12 protein-coding genes and 1 pseudogene are annotated in these 15728 nt (G+C 27.1%); 8 read left to right on the top strand and 5 right to left on the bottom strand.

The features are described 5' to 3' along the window. Positions 1 to 149: 149 nt before the first annotated feature. Both G507_RS0114730 and G507_RS0114725 read right to left on the bottom strand, forming a co-directional pair. Positions 150 to 1439 (bottom strand): amidohydrolase family protein, encoded by a 1290-nt coding sequence (locus G507_RS0114730; RefSeq protein WP_026718212.1) that lies wholly within the window; start codon positions 1437 to 1439, stop codon positions 150 to 152. 3 nt (positions 1440 to 1442) lie between these two features. Then, positions 1443 to 2255 (bottom strand): tetratricopeptide repeat protein, encoded by an 813-nt coding sequence (locus tag G507_RS0114725; protein ID WP_026718211.1) that lies wholly within the window; start codon positions 2253 to 2255, stop codon positions 1443 to 1445. A gap of 104 nt (positions 2256 to 2359) precedes the next feature. Between G507_RS0114725 and G507_RS0114720 the strand changes: the two genes are divergently transcribed. Then, positions 2360 to 2887, top strand: a complete 528-nt coding sequence (locus G507_RS0114720; RefSeq protein ID WP_026718210.1) for an RNA methyltransferase — start codon at positions 2360 to 2362, stop codon at positions 2885 to 2887. Between the two features lie 86 nt (positions 2888 to 2973). Here G507_RS0114720 and folK read toward each other — a convergent pair whose 3' ends face one another. Then, positions 2974 to 4107 (bottom strand): 2-amino-4-hydroxy-6-hydroxymethyldihydropteridine diphosphokinase, encoded by a 1134-nt coding sequence (gene folK / locus G507_RS0114715; RefSeq protein WP_026718209.1) that lies wholly within the window; start codon positions 4105 to 4107, stop codon positions 2974 to 2976. Between the two features lie 117 nt (positions 4108 to 4224). Here folK and sppA point away from each other — a divergent pair, with 117 nt between their 5' ends. From sppA to G507_RS0114700, 3 genes are all read left to right on the top strand, one after another. After that, positions 4225 to 5997: a signal peptide peptidase SppA gene (gene sppA, locus G507_RS0114710; protein ID WP_026718208.1), complete on the top strand. Its 1773-nt coding sequence runs from the start codon at positions 4225 to 4227 to the stop codon at positions 5995 to 5997. Positions 5998 to 6129: 132 nt separating this feature from the next. After that, complete coding sequence (locus G507_RS0114705) at positions 6130 to 6837, top strand: queuosine precursor transporter (protein ID WP_026718207.1); 708 nt, start codon at positions 6130 to 6132, stop codon at positions 6835 to 6837. A gap of 109 nt (positions 6838 to 6946) precedes the next feature. Continuing rightward, positions 6947 to 9565 carry an AsmA-like C-terminal region-containing protein gene (locus G507_RS0114700; protein ID WP_026718206.1) on the top strand — a complete coding sequence of 873 codons (2619 nt, stop codon included), beginning with the start codon at positions 6947 to 6949 and terminating at the stop codon, positions 9563 to 9565. 63 nt (positions 9566 to 9628) lie between these two features. Here G507_RS0114700 and G507_RS0114695 read toward each other — a convergent pair. Continuing rightward, a pseudogene (locus tag G507_RS0114695) lies at positions 9629 to 9769 on the bottom strand (DUF2797 domain-containing protein); the annotation flags it as partial. A 425-nt stretch (positions 9770 to 10194) separates the two neighbouring features. Here G507_RS0114695 and G507_RS0114685 point away from each other — a divergent pair. From G507_RS0114685 to G507_RS0114670, 4 genes are all read left to right on the top strand, one after another. Further along, positions 10195 to 10986 (top strand): GLPGLI family protein, encoded by a 792-nt coding sequence (locus G507_RS0114685; protein ID WP_026718204.1) that lies wholly within the window; start codon positions 10195 to 10197, stop codon positions 10984 to 10986. A gap of 211 nt (positions 10987 to 11197) precedes the next feature. After that, complete coding sequence (locus G507_RS0114680; protein WP_026718203.1) at positions 11198 to 11470, top strand: hypothetical protein; 273 nt, start codon at positions 11198 to 11200, stop codon at positions 11468 to 11470. Between the two features lie 48 nt (positions 11471 to 11518). Further along, the gene (locus G507_RS0114675; protein WP_084518996.1) at positions 11519 to 12310 is read left to right on the top strand and encodes a GLPGLI family protein; all 792 of its coding nucleotides are present in this window, start codon (positions 11519 to 11521) and stop codon (positions 12308 to 12310) included. Next, positions 12311 to 14929 carry a TonB-dependent receptor gene (locus G507_RS0114670; protein ID WP_026718201.1) on the top strand — a complete coding sequence of 873 codons (2619 nt, stop codon included), beginning with the start codon at positions 12311 to 12313 and terminating at the stop codon, positions 14927 to 14929. Here G507_RS0114670 and G507_RS0114665 read toward each other — a convergent pair whose 3' ends face one another. Continuing rightward, complete coding sequence (locus G507_RS0114665) at positions 14930 to 15721, bottom strand: DUF2797 domain-containing protein (protein ID WP_026718200.1); 792 nt, start codon at positions 15719 to 15721, stop codon at positions 14930 to 14932. It abuts the gene before it with no gap. Positions 15722 to 15728: the final 7 nt, after the last annotated feature.

The following is a 15728-nucleotide window of genomic DNA, read 5'->3' as shown; positions in this document are numbered from 1 at the left end:
ACAATTTTATTTTTGATTGAATGCGAAGTTACGAAAATCAATGACAATTTCAATTTCAATGTCAATGTCAAAAATCAATATCAAAAATAAGATGAAATATTTTAACGCAAAGAAGCAAAGTTTTACGCAAAGTTCATCAAAGCATTAAACTACTTTTCGATATTGTTTCTAATTTCATTCAATTGACTTTCGTTTAAATAGAAATTATTATAAAATACGCCTTTTATTTCTTTTAACGTTTCTAATTTTTCTAATGGATTTTCGCCAAGTAAAATGAAATCTGCGTTTTTACCTATTTCTATTGTTCCATAGTTTTCATTGAACAGTTTTGCAAAATTTAACGTTGATGATTTTAAAATATCATAATTAGATAAGCCTGATTTTTTATATAATTTCATTTCTTCAAATAAAGCAAAACCTGAAATCATATATTTTGAACTTGCATCTGGACTTATAATTAAATCAATTCCTAAATCATTTAATTTTTTGACTACTGAAAAACGTTCTTCCATTGATTTTTTTTCGCTTTCGATTTCTACTTCAAGAGCTGCTTTTCCGGTCTTTTCTCTGTACAGATTTGTTTTTTCAACCCATTCTTTTTTGGTTTCCTCTTTTACAAATTGCATTCCGTCTTGATTGATTAAATAATCAGTATCATATTGACCTGAACCAATATCATACCATAACAAAGTTGGACAAACAACCATTTTTTTGTCTTGAATATATTTAATTCGCGAATCGAATTTTTCTGGTTCTCCGATTAATCCACCCAAATGTTCGAAAGATTTATAGTTTGAATTAAAAAAAGCTTCATCAGAAATATGAATGCCTTTTGGATTATCTAAAAAATGTCCAGCCAAAGAAATATTCTGACTTTTACAAACACTATCTAATTGTTTAAAAAGCGTTTCACTTTTGATGCTTAAAATTTTTATAAAATCGAAATTGTAGTCTTTTGCACTTTTAACAAAGTCATTCATTTGCTCGATTGTTAAATCATATTGACGACTAATTGGTGGTGCAGAAATATATAATTTTGGATAATAAGAAGTTTCAGCATTATACTTTTCTCTCCATTTAACGTGATTCCAATCACCTCTCATGGAACGTAATTTTGTGATTCCGTTTATGATGTTTAATTGCATAACTTTTTCCATTTCTTTTTCAGTTTCTGGAAAATGCACGTGAGCATCACTTAATGAAGGCATCAAATACATACCTTTGCCATCAATTATTTTTACAGTTTTATTTTTTGATTTTTTTGATTTAGAAATTTCAATGATTTTTCCGTCTTTGATTTTTACATCTTGATTTTTAAGCACAAGATTTGAATTCATTGGAACTACATTTACGTTTTTAACAACATAATCAACTTCATTTGTTTGAGCAACAACTATTGAAGTTATTAAAACGATTGCAAAAGAAAATATTTTTTTCATAGTTTATCTGTTTTTTAATTTTTCGATTTGATATGGATACATTTCATAATAAATCTGATCTTCGTTTATCGTATAACCAGCTTCTAAGTCTGCTTTTGCTTCTTTAAATAAAGCATCAGTTACTTCTTTTGATTCATCATTTCTATACATTGCAAGTGCCTTGTAATATTTTACATCAGAAAACTGTGGATATTGTTTTAAAGCTCTATCAAAAACCGTAATTGCTTCCTTAAATTTTTGTTGCTCATGCAATGAAATTCCGTAATAAAATAAATCTAAATGATGTGCTTCACCATGCTTTTTTGCTTGTTCATCTGTATCTTTTTTGAAAATACTTTCTGCTTTTTTGAAATCATTTAATTGTAAATAACTTAAAGCAATATGAAAATCATACGAATGATCCATTACATAAGAATTTCCAACTCTTGCTTTGCATTTTTCAAAATCTACAATAGCTTCTTTGTAGGTTTTCGCAAAAATACATTTAATAAAAGCTCTATAATCTAACCATCTTGCTTCATCATATTTAACGGCTTTGTCTAGAAAAACCATTCCAGCTTCATACTTTCTTGCTTTAAATAAGGGCATTGCTTTTTGTTGCCACAAATAAGCTATTGTTGAATCTTTTTCTAAACCTTTATCCAAACATTCTTGCCATTTATCCATTGCATAATTATAATTGTACTTGGTTGCACAATTGGTTAAATGTTCATCAATAATGGCTTGTTGTTTTTCTTTGTCAACTTTTGGCAAATTTGAATTTTGTGAGTTGCAGCTTTGAGTGAACAAAACAAATAGTAAAAATAAGTATTTCATAATTTTTAATTTTGAGCAATATATAAAACTCCTTTTTTGCTTACTGTTATTGATTTGTTAATAATTGTTATTAAGAATTTTAAACTAAAAACTATCTTTGTCAAATGAAAAAATTAGCTAACGAAGAATTAAATAGAATAAGCAAAGAAGAATTTAAAGAAGCAGATAAAACTCCCATTATTGTTATTTTAGATGATATTAGAAGTTTACATAATATAGGTTCTGTTTTTAGAACTTGTGATGCTTTTTTAGTTGAAAAAATATATTTATGTGGAATTACAGCTGTTCCACCAAACAAAGAAATTCATAAAACGGCTCTAGGTGCAACAGACACAGTCACCTGGGAATATGCCAAAGACGTTTTAGAAGTCATTGAAAAATTAAAAGCTGAACAAGTTGAAATTTATTCGATTGAACAGGTAGAAAATTCGATAATGTTGAATGATTTTCAGCCTAAAACTGATAAAAAATATGCTTTAATTTTTGGAAATGAAGTAAAAGGTGTGCAACAAGAAGCTATTAATTTGAGCGATGGTGTAATTGAAATTCCACAATTAGGGAGTAAGCATTCTTTGAATATTTCGGTTAGTGCTGGAATTGTGATTTGGGATTTGTTTCAGAAAATGAATTGATTTTTTGGAACACAGATTTGAGAAATTTGAGAAATCAGAAAAAATAATCTGTGTAAATTTCTTTAATTTCTTAAATCTGTGAACGCTTAATTTAGTCTGTTATTAATCTCACCCAACAAATAAATGTAATCATTTTGTTTTTTGATAAAATCTAAATCAGAAATATCAACAACTAAAACATTCAAATCCGTTTGAGTTTTAATATAATCTAAATAACCACGATTGATTTTTTCTAAGTATTCTGCTGGAATTTCTTGTTCGTAATTTCGACCTCTTTTTTTTATATTCGCTAAAAGTCTTTCTGTGTTTTGGTATAAATACACATATAAATCAGGTTTTGGCATTTCTTTGTGAATGATGTCAAACATGGTTTTGTACAAGCGAAATTCATCTTCATGCAAAGTCACTTTTGCAAAAATTAGTGACTTAAAAATATGATAATCTGCAACGATAAAGTCTTTAAATAAATCAAATTGAGCCAAATCATCTGTCAGTTGTTGGTATCTATCTGCTAAAAATGACATTTCTAACGGAAAAGCATAACGATTCTGATCTTTATAAAATTTTGGTAAAAAGGGATTATCGGCAAAACGTTCTAAAACTAATTTTGCATTACAATCTTCAGCTATCTTGGTAGCCAAAGTTGTTTTTCCTGCACCAATATTCCCTTCAATAGCAATATAATTGAAATTTTGTAACTTCAACTTTTCGATTGGTGAAACTAATTTTTTAACTAATTTACATTCACTTTCATCTTTACAAGCTTGAATTAATTCAGAAATAGATTTTTTGAATTTTGGATGAATCCAATTCAGACTTAAATCTTGCATCGGCAATAACACAAACATCCTATTCTGCATTTGATTGTGTGGAATTTGCAAATTTTCAGTTTCAACAAGGTCTTCATTCAAAGAAATAATATCTATATCAATGGTTCTTGCCTGATAACCTTCTTGTTTTCCTCTTACTCTTCCTAATTGTTTTTCAAGTTTTAAGATTTGAGTAAGGATTTTTTGTGGTGATTTTGTGGTATGAATTACAATAGCACAATTGAAAAAAGGTTCACTTTGAAAACCCCAAGCTGGTGTTTCATAAACATTTGAAACTTTTACAACGGTTGCAATCTCATTATGAATGGAAGAAATACATAATTCAATAGCTTCTAATCTATTTCCTATATTACTTCCAAGCGATAAAACTATTTGGTTTTGTGAATTCATACTTGGCAAAATAACAAACATTTTTTGGCTTATGTCTGATGATTTTTATTTTTTTTTAAAGTTGTAACAATATTGCCAAAACTGACACTTATATATACATTAATTAATATTTTAAAAATGAGATTTTTAAGCAACGTTTTATCAACTATAGTCGGCATATTTTTATTTTCATTTCTTTTTTTCTTTTTTATTTTAGTTATCGGAGCTATTGCCGGAAGTGGTGATGGAAAACCCGAATTAAAGAAAAACTCAGTTATTGAATTAGATTTGTCAGAAATCAGCCTAGATTACAATGGAACTTTTGAACCAAGTCCGTTTGAAGCTTTATTAGAAAGCAAACAAAAAGCAAGTGTAATTGAAGTAATTGACGCTATTGAAGCAGCAAAAACAGACAAAGACATTAAAGGAATTTCCATATTAAAAAACAACTCTGCTCTAGGTTTAGCACAAAGTAAAGCCATTAGAAACAAATTAGAAGAATTTAAAAAAGCAGGAAAATTTGTTTATGCTTATTCTGATGTCTTAAGTCAGAAAGATTATTATTTAAATTCGGTTGCCGATCAAGTTTATTTAAATCCAGTCGGTGAATTAGATTTTAAAGGATTAGCTTCTGAAGTAATTTACATGAAAGATTTACAAGAAAAATCAGGTGTGAAATTTGAAGTTATTCGTCACGGAAAATATAAAAGTGCCGTGGAACCATTCTTAGCACAAGAAATGAGTCCAGAAAACAGAGAACAAATAACCGTTTTATTACAGTCAATCTGGGAAACTATTGTAACTGACATTTCGAAAAGTAGAAATATTGATATTGTAACTTTAAATACTATTGCAGATAACTTAGGAGCGAGAACACCAAAACTAGCCCTTGAAACTAAATTAATTGACAAAATTGGATATGAAGATGAATATCACGATTTAATCAGTAAAAAATTAGCTGTCAAGAAAGGTGAAGAATACAATAAAATTTCTATTTCTGATTATGCTGGAATTGCCGATTCACCTGCAACAAATTTTAAAGCTGACAATACCATTGCTGTTATTTATGCACAAGGAGAAATTCAAGGTGGTGAAGGAAGTGTAAATATTATTGGTGAAGGTTCAATAAATCGTTCTTTAAAAGAAGCACGAGAAGATAATGATGTAAAAGCAATTGTTTTAAGAGTTGATAGCCCGGGTGGAAGTGCATTAACTTCTGAATTAATTTGGAGAGAAATTGAATTAACCAAAAAAATAAAACCAGTTATAGTTTCAATGGGTAATGTTGCCGCTTCTGGTGGGTATTATATCGCTTGTAATTCTGATTATATTTTTGCTGAACCTAATACAATAACTGGTTCAATTGGAGTTTTTGGGATGTTACCAAACATGACGGAACTTGGAAAAAACATCGGAATTAATGCCGAACAAGTTAAAACACACAAAAACGCTAGTGGTTACAGTATCTTTGAGCCTTTAAATGAAGAGTATAAAGCAGTGGTGCTTGAAGGTGTTGAAGATGTTTATGAAACTTTTCTGCAACGCGTAGCAGATGGAAGAAAAATGACAACTGAACAAGTAGATGCTATTGCCCAAGGAAGAATTTGGACAGGAACTGATGCTGTAAAAAACGGTTTAGTAGATAAATTAGGAAGCTTAAACGATGCCATTAAATATGCTGCAACTTTAGCTAAAATCAAAGAATTTAGAACACAAAACTATCCAGAATATGAAAGTAGTTTTGAAGACATTTTAGCAAGCATGTCTGGAATTTCAATTTTTAAAACTAAAGAAAGTTTATTGAAAGAGCAATTAGGAACCGAAGGCTACATGCTTTTAGAAAAAATAAAAAGAGTACAAAACATAAAAGGTGTTCAAGCGATGATGCCTTTTGAATTAGATATAAAATAATTTTTTTTTTTTGATATTCGGATATTAGATTTTCAGAAAAAAATCATTTAAAAAACCATTAAACTAAAAATTTAGTGGTTTTTTTATTTAATTTATTTTGTTTAATTATATTTGTTTTAAATTAAACAAAAAATGAATACTAAAGACAAACTTTTAGCACAAAAAATTTATTTTATTCTTGGTGGTCTTTTCATTGCCTCTTTAGTTGTATCTAATTTAATCTTCCAAAAGTTTTTTTATTGGCATCCATTTGGAGAAGTCACAATTTTGGGCGCCAAACTTTTTGAAATTTCTGTCGGAATTATTCCATACCCAATTACATTTTTAGTCACAGACATTATTTCAGAAATTTATGGAAAGAAAAAAGCAAATCAAGTTGTTACTACTGGTATTTTTGCATCTATCTTTTCTTTGCTAATTATTTTTATCGCCAATGAAGTCCCAGCTATTGAAAGTTCTCCTATAACTAATGAATTATTCAGTAAGGTTTTTGGACAAACTGCTTTAGCCGTTTTGGCTTCCATGACTGCGTATCTATTTGCTCAATATATAGACATTCGAGTATATCATTTTTGGAAAAAACTGACCAAAGGAAAAATGCTCTGGTTGCGTAATAATTTTTCCACAATAACATCACAAGCTATTGACACTTTTTCGGTGTTATTTTTACTTTGCTCTTTTAATATACTCCCATGGGAAATATTTGGTAAGCTATTTATTAGTGGTTTTGCTTTCAAAGTTATTATTGCACTATTTGACACTCCTTTTATGTATCTGGCTGTATATCTTTTTAGAAAGAAATTTAAGTTAAACCCTAATGACGAACTTCTTATCGATTAATTTAAATTCTGAAAAACTTTATTAAAATCTTAATACATTCTTTTTCAATTTGGTATTACTTTTGCTTTAGATTAATACTTAATAAAAGTCACTTTATAAATTGAACCTTATGCTTAAGAAAATTTTAAAAATCACAGGAATTACTTTACTAGTTGTAATTATTGGATTAGTTGCAGCACCTTTTATCTTTAAAGATAAAATTAAAGAAATGATTGCTAAAACATTAAACGAAAGTGTTGATGCAAAAGTTGCTTTTGAAGATGTAGATTTAAGTTTACTTAAAAGTTTTCCTAAAGCTAATGTTACTATTAGTAAATTAAGCATTATCAATAAAGCTCCTTTTGAAGGCGATACTTTGTTTTATAGTGGTGAAACGAATCTAAAAATGAGCATCAAAGAATTATTCAAAGACGCTTCTGAAACCATAAATTTAGAAAGTATTTCTTCTGAAAACGGAATAGTAAACATCATTTTCAACAAAGATGGAGTTGGAAACTATGATATTGCCTTAAAAGATGACAAACCAGCTGATGAAAGCGATAGCAAACCTTTTGCTTTAAACATACAAGATTATAAAGTTGAGAATCTTCGTTTTACTTATTTAGATCAAGGTTCAGATATAAAAATGGTTTTAGACAGTATTAATCACTCTGGAACAGGAAACTTTGCTGCACAAAAATTAGACTTAGACACAAAAACAACAGCTAAACTTTCCCTTGAAATGGAGAAAAATAAATACATGAAAAATGTAGCTGTTTCATTAGATGCTGTTTTAGGGATTGATATGGATAAAATGAAGTTTGATTTCAAAGACAATAAAGCTTTAATCAATCAATTGCCATTAGAATTTGATGGTTCCCTTCAAATGGTTGATGATGGTCAATTATATAATTTGACATTTAAAACGCCAACCTCTTCCTTTAAAAACTTTTTAGGATTAGTTCCAGAAGCTTATTCAGGTGATATTAATAAAGTACAAACATCTGGTGATTTTACGGTAAACGGTAAAGTAAACGGAAAATTAACAGAAACTACAATTCCTAAATTCAACATTAAAATTGCTTCAAACAATGCAATGTTCAAGTATCCTGATTTACCAAAAGCAGTAAAAAATATTGTAATTGATACAGATATTGTTAATGAAACTGGTTTAATGAATGACACTTACGTGAATTTAGATAAATTATCATTTTCTATTGATCAAGACGTTTTTAATATAAAAGCAAACATCAGAAATTTTGAAAACGCTTTAGTAAATGCAGAATTAAAAGGAACAATCAATTTAGCTAATGTTACAAAAGCCTATCCAGTTCAATTAGACCAACCTTTATCAGGAATATTAAAAGCTGATGTTGTGACTAAATTTGATATGAAATCTGTTGAAACTTCTCAATATCAAAACATTCAAAATTCAGGAAACATGTCAATTACTGGTTTTAATTATACAGGTCCAGAAATGGCAAAACCGTTTTTAATTAATAAGGCAGACATCACTTTTAACACTAGTAAAATTCAATTAAATCAATTTGATGCAAAAACAGGAAGTTCTGATTTGAATGTAACTGGTGCCTTAGACAATTTCTACGGATTTATGTTTAAAAATCAAGTATTGAAAGGAAATTTTAATATGAATTCAAATAATTTAATGGTTTCAGATTTTATGGAGCCTACCACTACAACAACCACTGAAGGGAAAAAAGCAACAGAAGCAGTTAAAATTCCAGCCTTTTTAGATTGTACAATTTCGGCAAAAGCTAATAATGTAGTCTATGATAATTTGATTTTAAAAGATGTTTCAGGAAACTTGGTAATAAAAGATGAAGCCATTGCCTTAAACAATTTAAAAATGTCAATATTTGGTGGAAACATTGGCATGAATGGAACTGTTTCTACTAAAGGTAAAGTTCCAACATTTAAAATGGATTTAGGTTTAAATCAAGTTAATATAGCTGAATCATTTACACAATTAGATATGTTGGCTAAAATTGCTCCAATTGCTGGTGTGATAAACGGAAAATTAAATTCAACTATAAAATTATCTGGTAATTTGACAAATGATATGACTCCAGATTTAAAAACTCTTTCAGGTGATTTAATTGGACAATTATTATCAACCACAGTTAATGATAAAAACTCAAAATTACTTTCTACTTTAACCTCTAATTTGAACTTTATCAATTTAGATAAATTAAACTTAAATGACGTAAAAGCTGCATTAACGTTTAATGATGGAAAAGTAACGGTTAAACCATTCGATATAAAATATCAAGATATAAAAGTAACTGTTGGCGGAACTCATGGGTTTGATCAAAACATAAATTATGATTTAAAATTCGATGTTCCAGTAAAATATTTAGGAACAGAAGTTAATAATTTGATAGCTAAATTAACTCCTACTGATGCTAAGAAATTAGAAAGCATTCCTGTTAATGGAATTATGAATGGAAGTTTTGCTGCACCAAAATTCACAACCGACTTAAAAATGGCTACAACTAATTTAGTCACACAATTGGTTAAACAACAAAAAGACAAATACATCAACCAAGGATTAAGTCAATTGGGCGCTGCTGCTGGTCTTCCAACCAAAACAGATTCTACAGGAACGGTAATACCAAAAACCAAAGAAGAAGTTAAGGAAGAAGTAAAAACAAAAGCTACTGAAGTTGTAAAAGACAAAGTAAAAGATGGTTTAAACAACCTATTCAATAAAAAGAAAAAAGACGAGTAGATTTTTAAAATAGTAAGTAAATTAAAAACCCTTTTCAATCAAATGAAAAGGGTTTTTAATTTTTTACAAACTAATTCTTACTACATAACCTTCATTACTTCGCACATTAAAAACTGTTCCATCTTCAAACAAGAGATATTGTCCTTTAATTCCGGATACTCTTACTGTGAATGATGGTGTTTTATCTAAATTTAGACTACAAATTAAAAATAAATACGATTTTTCTTGCTTATGTGGTTTTTTTTTTTTGTTTAGCACGTATAAACTTTTAAACTTTATACATTATGAAAAAACTAGTATTAGTAGCAGCCTTAATGGTTGCATCGTTTTCATTTGCGAATGAAAAACAAAAGAAATTGTTGTAGAAAACAATACTCAAACGGCTTCAGTAGAAACTCAACAAACAGAGACAGTGTTTTTAACAATTGATGAGTTACTAAGATATTGTTGGACCAATACATATATATGGCATACAGGTCAATACGAATGGGGAATGGATGGGCAGCATGAAATTATTATAGTAGAGACACATACAACATGTCTGACGGTATAATTTAAATAGTTCTGTAATTAAAAACTACAGAACTATATATTTTAAAAACCTAAATCTAAAATTAATCTTTAATAAAATGAAAACTTTAAAAATTTTATTTGTAACTATGTTTTTTTGCTCATTTACAAATGCTCAAACAATAATTGTAAATTATGAAGAAAAAAACATTATTAGTGCTGAACGTTTAGAAAAAATGCCTGAATATGCAAGGGAAAAATATACGGAAGTGTTTAATTACGAATTAATATATTCAAACAGTAAATCAATTTACAAATCCATAGAAAGTAAGAATGATAATATTACAACCGAAAATCAAAAAATTACAGAAAAACAAACAGAAGATTTAATTGAAAAAAATATTATAATTACAAAAATTACAAATAAAAAGTCAGAAAAACTTATATATGTAGATCATTTAAAAAAAGAAATGCTCTTTGTTTGGCCAAGTGGAAGTGACAATATGTTTGGAAAAGACAGTTTACAAAAATGGAAATGGAATATCACAGATGATATTAAAGCAATTGATGGTTTTGTTTGTAGAAAAGCAACATCTAATTGGCTTGGTTATGATTTTACAGCTTGGTACACAGATGAAATTAGCATTAACATTGGTCCTGAAAAATTTGAAGGGTTACCAGGTTTAATACTTTATGTGTATTCCCCAAATTTTGAATGGAAAGCGGTTAGAATAAGCCAAACGGATAATGATACAGAAATAGTAAGTCCAAATTTTGATGGCAAAAAAACTAATACATTATCTGAAATAAATGATATTTTTATAAATAAGATGAAAAATTACACCCCAACTAAAACCATAACACAAGACGGCAATACAACAATTACAAGAGAAAAAATTATTATTAAATAAATGATAAAATATATTAATTATTATAATAATTTCTCGTGTTCATTTTTCTTACAGTCAAAATATAACGGGCTTTGTAAAAGATAATTTACCAATGAACGAAGGTGTTTTATTTATATTTAGACTACAAATTAAAAATAAATACGATTTTTCTTGTGTATGTCGTTTTTTTTTTTTTTGTTTAGCATGTATAAACTTTTAAACTTTATACATTATGAAAAAATTATTAGTAGTAGCAGCTTTAATGGTTGCATCGTTTTCATTTGCGAATGAAAAAACAACAGAAATTGTTTTAGAAAACGTTGTTCAAACAGTTTCAGTAGAAACTCAACAAACTGAAACAATGACATTAACTACTGAAGAGCTATTAACTTATTGTTGGACAACTGTTACGATGACAGAAATTGGCTCACCATATGAAAATGATATGGGACAACAAGTCCAAGATTATTTAGTTCATACAAGAACTAGTTGTATGACAGTATAATAATTAGAGTTGCTTTATAAATTAAAGCAACTCTTAAATTTAAATAAAATGAAAAAACACATTATTATTATCATTTTCTTCATATTTTACATGCATACAAATGCACAAACTTTTATTATACAATATTCTGAAAGACCTATAATAAGTGCTGAAAGTTTAGAAAAAATACCAGAACCATTTAGAGAAAAAAGAAAAGAAGCAAAAAATTTTTCTTTAATGTACTCAAATGGATTGTCGTTATATAAAGCAGAAAATGTTAATGAAAAAGAATTAATTTCAAAGAAAGAATCAGAAAAAACTAATGAAGAATTAGGTACTGTTGAAGTTAAAACTGAAATTTATAAAAGCACAATTAAAAAATCTGAAAAATTATATTTTAAAAATTATTTAGAAAAAGAAATGTTATTTATTTGGCCAAGTGGTCAAGAAAATCTATCAGGCAGAGATAGCTTACAAAATTGGAATTGGGAAATTACAGAAGAGACAAAAATTATTGAAGGATTTAAGTGTAAAAAAGCAATTTCAAATTGGCATAATTTCGAATCTACAGCTTGGTTTACTGAAGATATTAGTATTTCAATTGGTCCAGAAAAATATGATGGTTTACCTGGATTAATACTTTATGTCTATACTCAATATTATGAATGGAAAGCAGTTAAAATAAATCAAATCGATAACAATTCAAAAATTGATGCTCCAATCTTTAATGATAAAAAAACATACACTATAAACGAAGTAAATGATATTTTTAATAAGAAATTGAAAAATCAAACACCTTCAATAACAACTACACAGGAAGGTAATACTACAATAACAACAGAAAAAATTATTATTAAATAAATGAAAAAAAAGTTATTAATTATAATAATAATTTCTTGTTTTCATTTTTCTTACAGTCAAAATATAACGGGTTTTGTAAAAGATAGTTTGCAAAACCCAGTTATATTAGCTAATGTTCAAATAGAACAAAACAATAAATTTACACAAACAGATGCAAATGGTTATTTTAGTCTAAAAGTTGAAAATCTAAATTTTCCTGTTATCATTAAAGTTTCTCATTTATCTTTCGAAAAAAAAGAAATTTCTACAGAAAATTTTGAACCTTTAAAAATAATTTTACAATCAAAAACAAATAATCTCAAAGAAGTAATTTTAAGCAGTAAATCTTATGATGTCATAGAAAAAAAAGACACCATAAAATATAATTTAAAACAATTACTAAATGGTTCAGAAGTTAAACTAAAAGATGTTTTAGAAAAGTTACCAGGCATATCTATTGATGATAATGGAAAAATTCGTTACAACGGTAAACAGGTTAACAATTTATTAATTGATGGTGATGAATTCTTTAAAGACAATCATCAATTAGCAACTGAAAATCTTACTGCTGAAATGATAGAGAAAATTGAGGTTTTAAAAAATTATCAAAAATTTTCTACAGTAAATGGCTTTGAAAGTAGTGGTGTAACAGCATTAAATGTTGGTTTAAATGATAAGTTTAAAAATATTTTTAAAGGTAATTCTGAAAACGAATTAGGTTATAAAAAACAATATAAAACACATAACAATTTTTTTAATTTTGGAAAAAAAATAAAATTTAATCTTTTAACCGACTTAAACAATACTAATTATTCTGTTATTTCCGTAACTGATTATATTGCTCTTAAAAAAAATATTGGAAAAAAAATAATTGGAGAAACTAACTCTTCTGGTTTAATTTTAGAAAATGAATTACCTCCTTTTTTATTTTCAAATGACGATGCTAAAACGAAAGATTTAAAAAATTACACACTTAATTATACAAACAAGATTAATTCAAAAAAAAGAATTGAATTTGTTTCCATTTTTAATAAATTAAATATTTTACAAGAAACAAATAAAGTTCAAACATTTTTTCAAGAAAATAGTCCAAATATTTTAAAAACAGAAAAAAATGATGGAAGCTCTTTGTTCTTTTCAAATACTTTTACCTTCGAAAACAAAATTGACAAAAATTCTTTTTTTAATTTAAATGCATATTTGCTTTATAGTAAAAATAAACAGACAGATAATTTATTAAATTCATTTGCTACTTTTCAAAATTCATTTTTAAACAGTAATAAAATTGATAATATACTTATAGGATACAATACATCTTTTAAGAAAAAAATTTCTGAAAAAACGCTTTTTGAAACTATTTTCTTTAATGATTTTGAAAGCAATTCTAACAACAGGAATATAAATTCTAATGAAACATTGAGTCAATTTAATATCTTTAGTAATAATTTAGAACAAAACACTAATTACTCAATATTTAGTTTAGGGATTAAATCCACCTTAACTTTCAAAAGAAAAAAGGGTAGTTATACTATAAACTTCAAATCAATTTTTGACAATGAAAACTTAAATAATTATAGTTTAGAAAATTTACAATATAATTTTGATACAAGATTTTATAAAACAAATAACTCATTGGCTTTTAAGTATAATTATACTTCAAACGAAAAATTTAAATATAATTTAGGTTTAGATTTTATTAATTACAACTATAATGTCTCGAATAAATTAAATCAAACTGTAAATGATATTTTACCTAATATTAATTTAACTTATAAGTTTAATTCAAAATTAAGTGCAACTTTAGGTTATAATGCAACAATTAACAATCCATCAATCTATAACTTTTTAGATGGTGACATCGTACAAGATTATCGTACAATATTAATTGCTAATACTTTAATTAATGAAAAACTTAAGTCTAAAAATATTCAATTTAATTTATCTTACACAAATAGTAAGTCAAATATATTTTCGATTTTAAATATAGTTTCAACTACTAATAATAAAGTGATTGGTAAGAATTTCACAAATTCGAACCTATTAACTTTAGAGAAATTTGATTATTTAAATACTGATAAATCAACCTTTTCGTTATTTGTTTTTGACAAAAAGTTTTATTCAGTTCCTTATGGTGTTAATATCGAATCATTAAATTCTATTTCAACAAAAAATACAATTGTAAATAATATTAATTCAACGAATAATTCATCTCAAAATAAAATTAATTTAGGATATAAATCATATTTTAAATCAAATGATTTTAATTTCAATATTGGTGTAGAATATTTAAATAGTGTTACCAAAAATAATTATTTTAACACAGAAAATGAGTTTCAAAGAATAAGCCCAACTTTAAAATTAAATGGTGTTGTTTTAGAAGACAAAGTTAATTGGAACATAAATTCAAATTATTATTCATACAAAACGTCTTCACTTATAAATAACAACATTTTCGATTTAGGATTTAAAATTTCTTATAGAAAAAACAACATTGATTATTACATCAAAGGAAATAATATTTTAAATATTAGACAAAATAACATTAAAAACAGTATAAATTATAATCAAGTTTATGTAGAAGAAATTTTATTAAACTCTTTATCTGGTTATATAAATTTAGGTTTAAATTTTTCTTTTTAACTACAAACTAATCCTAACCACATAACCTTCATTACTTCTCACATTAAAAACTGTTCCATCTTCAAACAAGAGATATTGTCCTTTAATTCCGGATACTCTTCCTGTGAATGATGGTGTTTTATCTAAATTTAAGCTTTTGACTTTTGTTGGATATTCTAAAACTGGATAATGTAAATCTAACAATTCAACTTTAGGCATAAAAAAAGGTTTTGCTTCTGTTGGCAACCATTGTTCAGCTTTTAATCGTTCGGCTAATAAATCAACTTGAGGCACATCATTTTTTAGCATTTTTTGCCAAGCGGTTTTATCTGCAAAATGATTTTTTAAAGCAACTTCGGTAATTCCAGCCAAATAACGATTTGGAACCTCAACAATTGGAACAGCTTGCAATGCACCTTGATCAATCCATCGTGTAGGCACTTGAGTTTTTCTGGTCACACCAACTTTTACTTCACTTGACAAGGCTAAATAGACAATGTGAGGTTGCAATTGCACCTTTTTTTCATAAACTAAATCTCTATCTTCTATTTCTAAATGCGCTGTACTTAATTCAGGTCGCATAATCCAATCACCTACTGATGCACTACTCATAAAGCAATCATAACAAAATCCTTGACGAAAAATTTTCTTTTGTTTCCCACAATTCAAACATTTAAACCCTTGAAAAACGATTTCAGTTTCTTTTCCAATTAACTGATTTACATTCAAAAAACTATTTTCAAAGACCAAAAAGTACTGAATTGGCTTTCCTATTTCTGTTTGCATTTTGGTAAGTACACCTTCGTATGTCATTCTCGTA

It is taken from the genome of Flavobacterium gelidilacus DSM 15343 (assembly GCF_000422685.1).
GTDB lineage: Bacteria > Bacteroidota > Bacteroidia > Flavobacteriales > Flavobacteriaceae > Flavobacterium > Flavobacterium gelidilacus.
This window is presented reverse-complemented; position numbering and strand designations above follow the sequence as displayed.

What these genes read in the sequence shown, in the direction of transcription:
- G507_RS0114680 (WP_026718203.1), top strand. Translation starts at nt 11,198, where the DNA reads ATGAAAAAATTATTAGTAGTAGCAGCTTTAATGGTTGCATCGTTTTCA.
- G507_RS0114685 (WP_026718204.1), top strand. Translation starts at nt 10,195, where the DNA reads ATGAAAACTTTAAAAATTTTATTTGTAACTATGTTTTTTTGCTCATTT.
- sppA (WP_026718208.1), top strand. Translation starts at nt 4,225, where the DNA reads ATGAGATTTTTAAGCAACGTTTTATCAACTATAGTCGGCATATTTTTA.
- G507_RS0114700 (WP_026718206.1), top strand. Translation starts at nt 6,947, where the DNA reads ATGCTTAAGAAAATTTTAAAAATCACAGGAATTACTTTACTAGTTGTA.
- G507_RS0114720 (WP_026718210.1), top strand. Translation starts at nt 2,360, where the DNA reads ATGAAAAAATTAGCTAACGAAGAATTAAATAGAATAAGCAAAGAAGAA.
- G507_RS0114725 (WP_026718211.1), bottom strand. Translation starts at nt 2,255, where the DNA reads ATGAAATACTTATTTTTACTATTTGTTTTGTTCACTCAAAGCTGCAAC.
- G507_RS0114670 (WP_026718201.1), top strand. Translation starts at nt 12,311, where the DNA reads ATGAAAAAAAAGTTATTAATTATAATAATAATTTCTTGTTTTCATTTT.
- folK (WP_026718209.1), bottom strand. Translation starts at nt 4,107, where the DNA reads ATGAATTCACAAAACCAAATAGTTTTATCGCTTGGAAGTAATATAGGA.
- G507_RS0114665 (WP_026718200.1), bottom strand. Translation starts at nt 15,721, where the DNA reads ATGACATACGAAGGTGTACTTACCAAAATGCAAACAGAAATAGGAAAG.
- G507_RS0114705 (WP_026718207.1), top strand. Translation starts at nt 6,130, where the DNA reads ATGAATACTAAAGACAAACTTTTAGCACAAAAAATTTATTTTATTCTT.
- G507_RS0114675 (WP_084518996.1), top strand. Translation starts at nt 11,519, where the DNA reads ATGAAAAAACACATTATTATTATCATTTTCTTCATATTTTACATGCAT.
- G507_RS0114730 (WP_026718212.1), bottom strand. Translation starts at nt 1,439, where the DNA reads ATGAAAAAAATATTTTCTTTTGCAATCGTTTTAATAACTTCAATAGTT.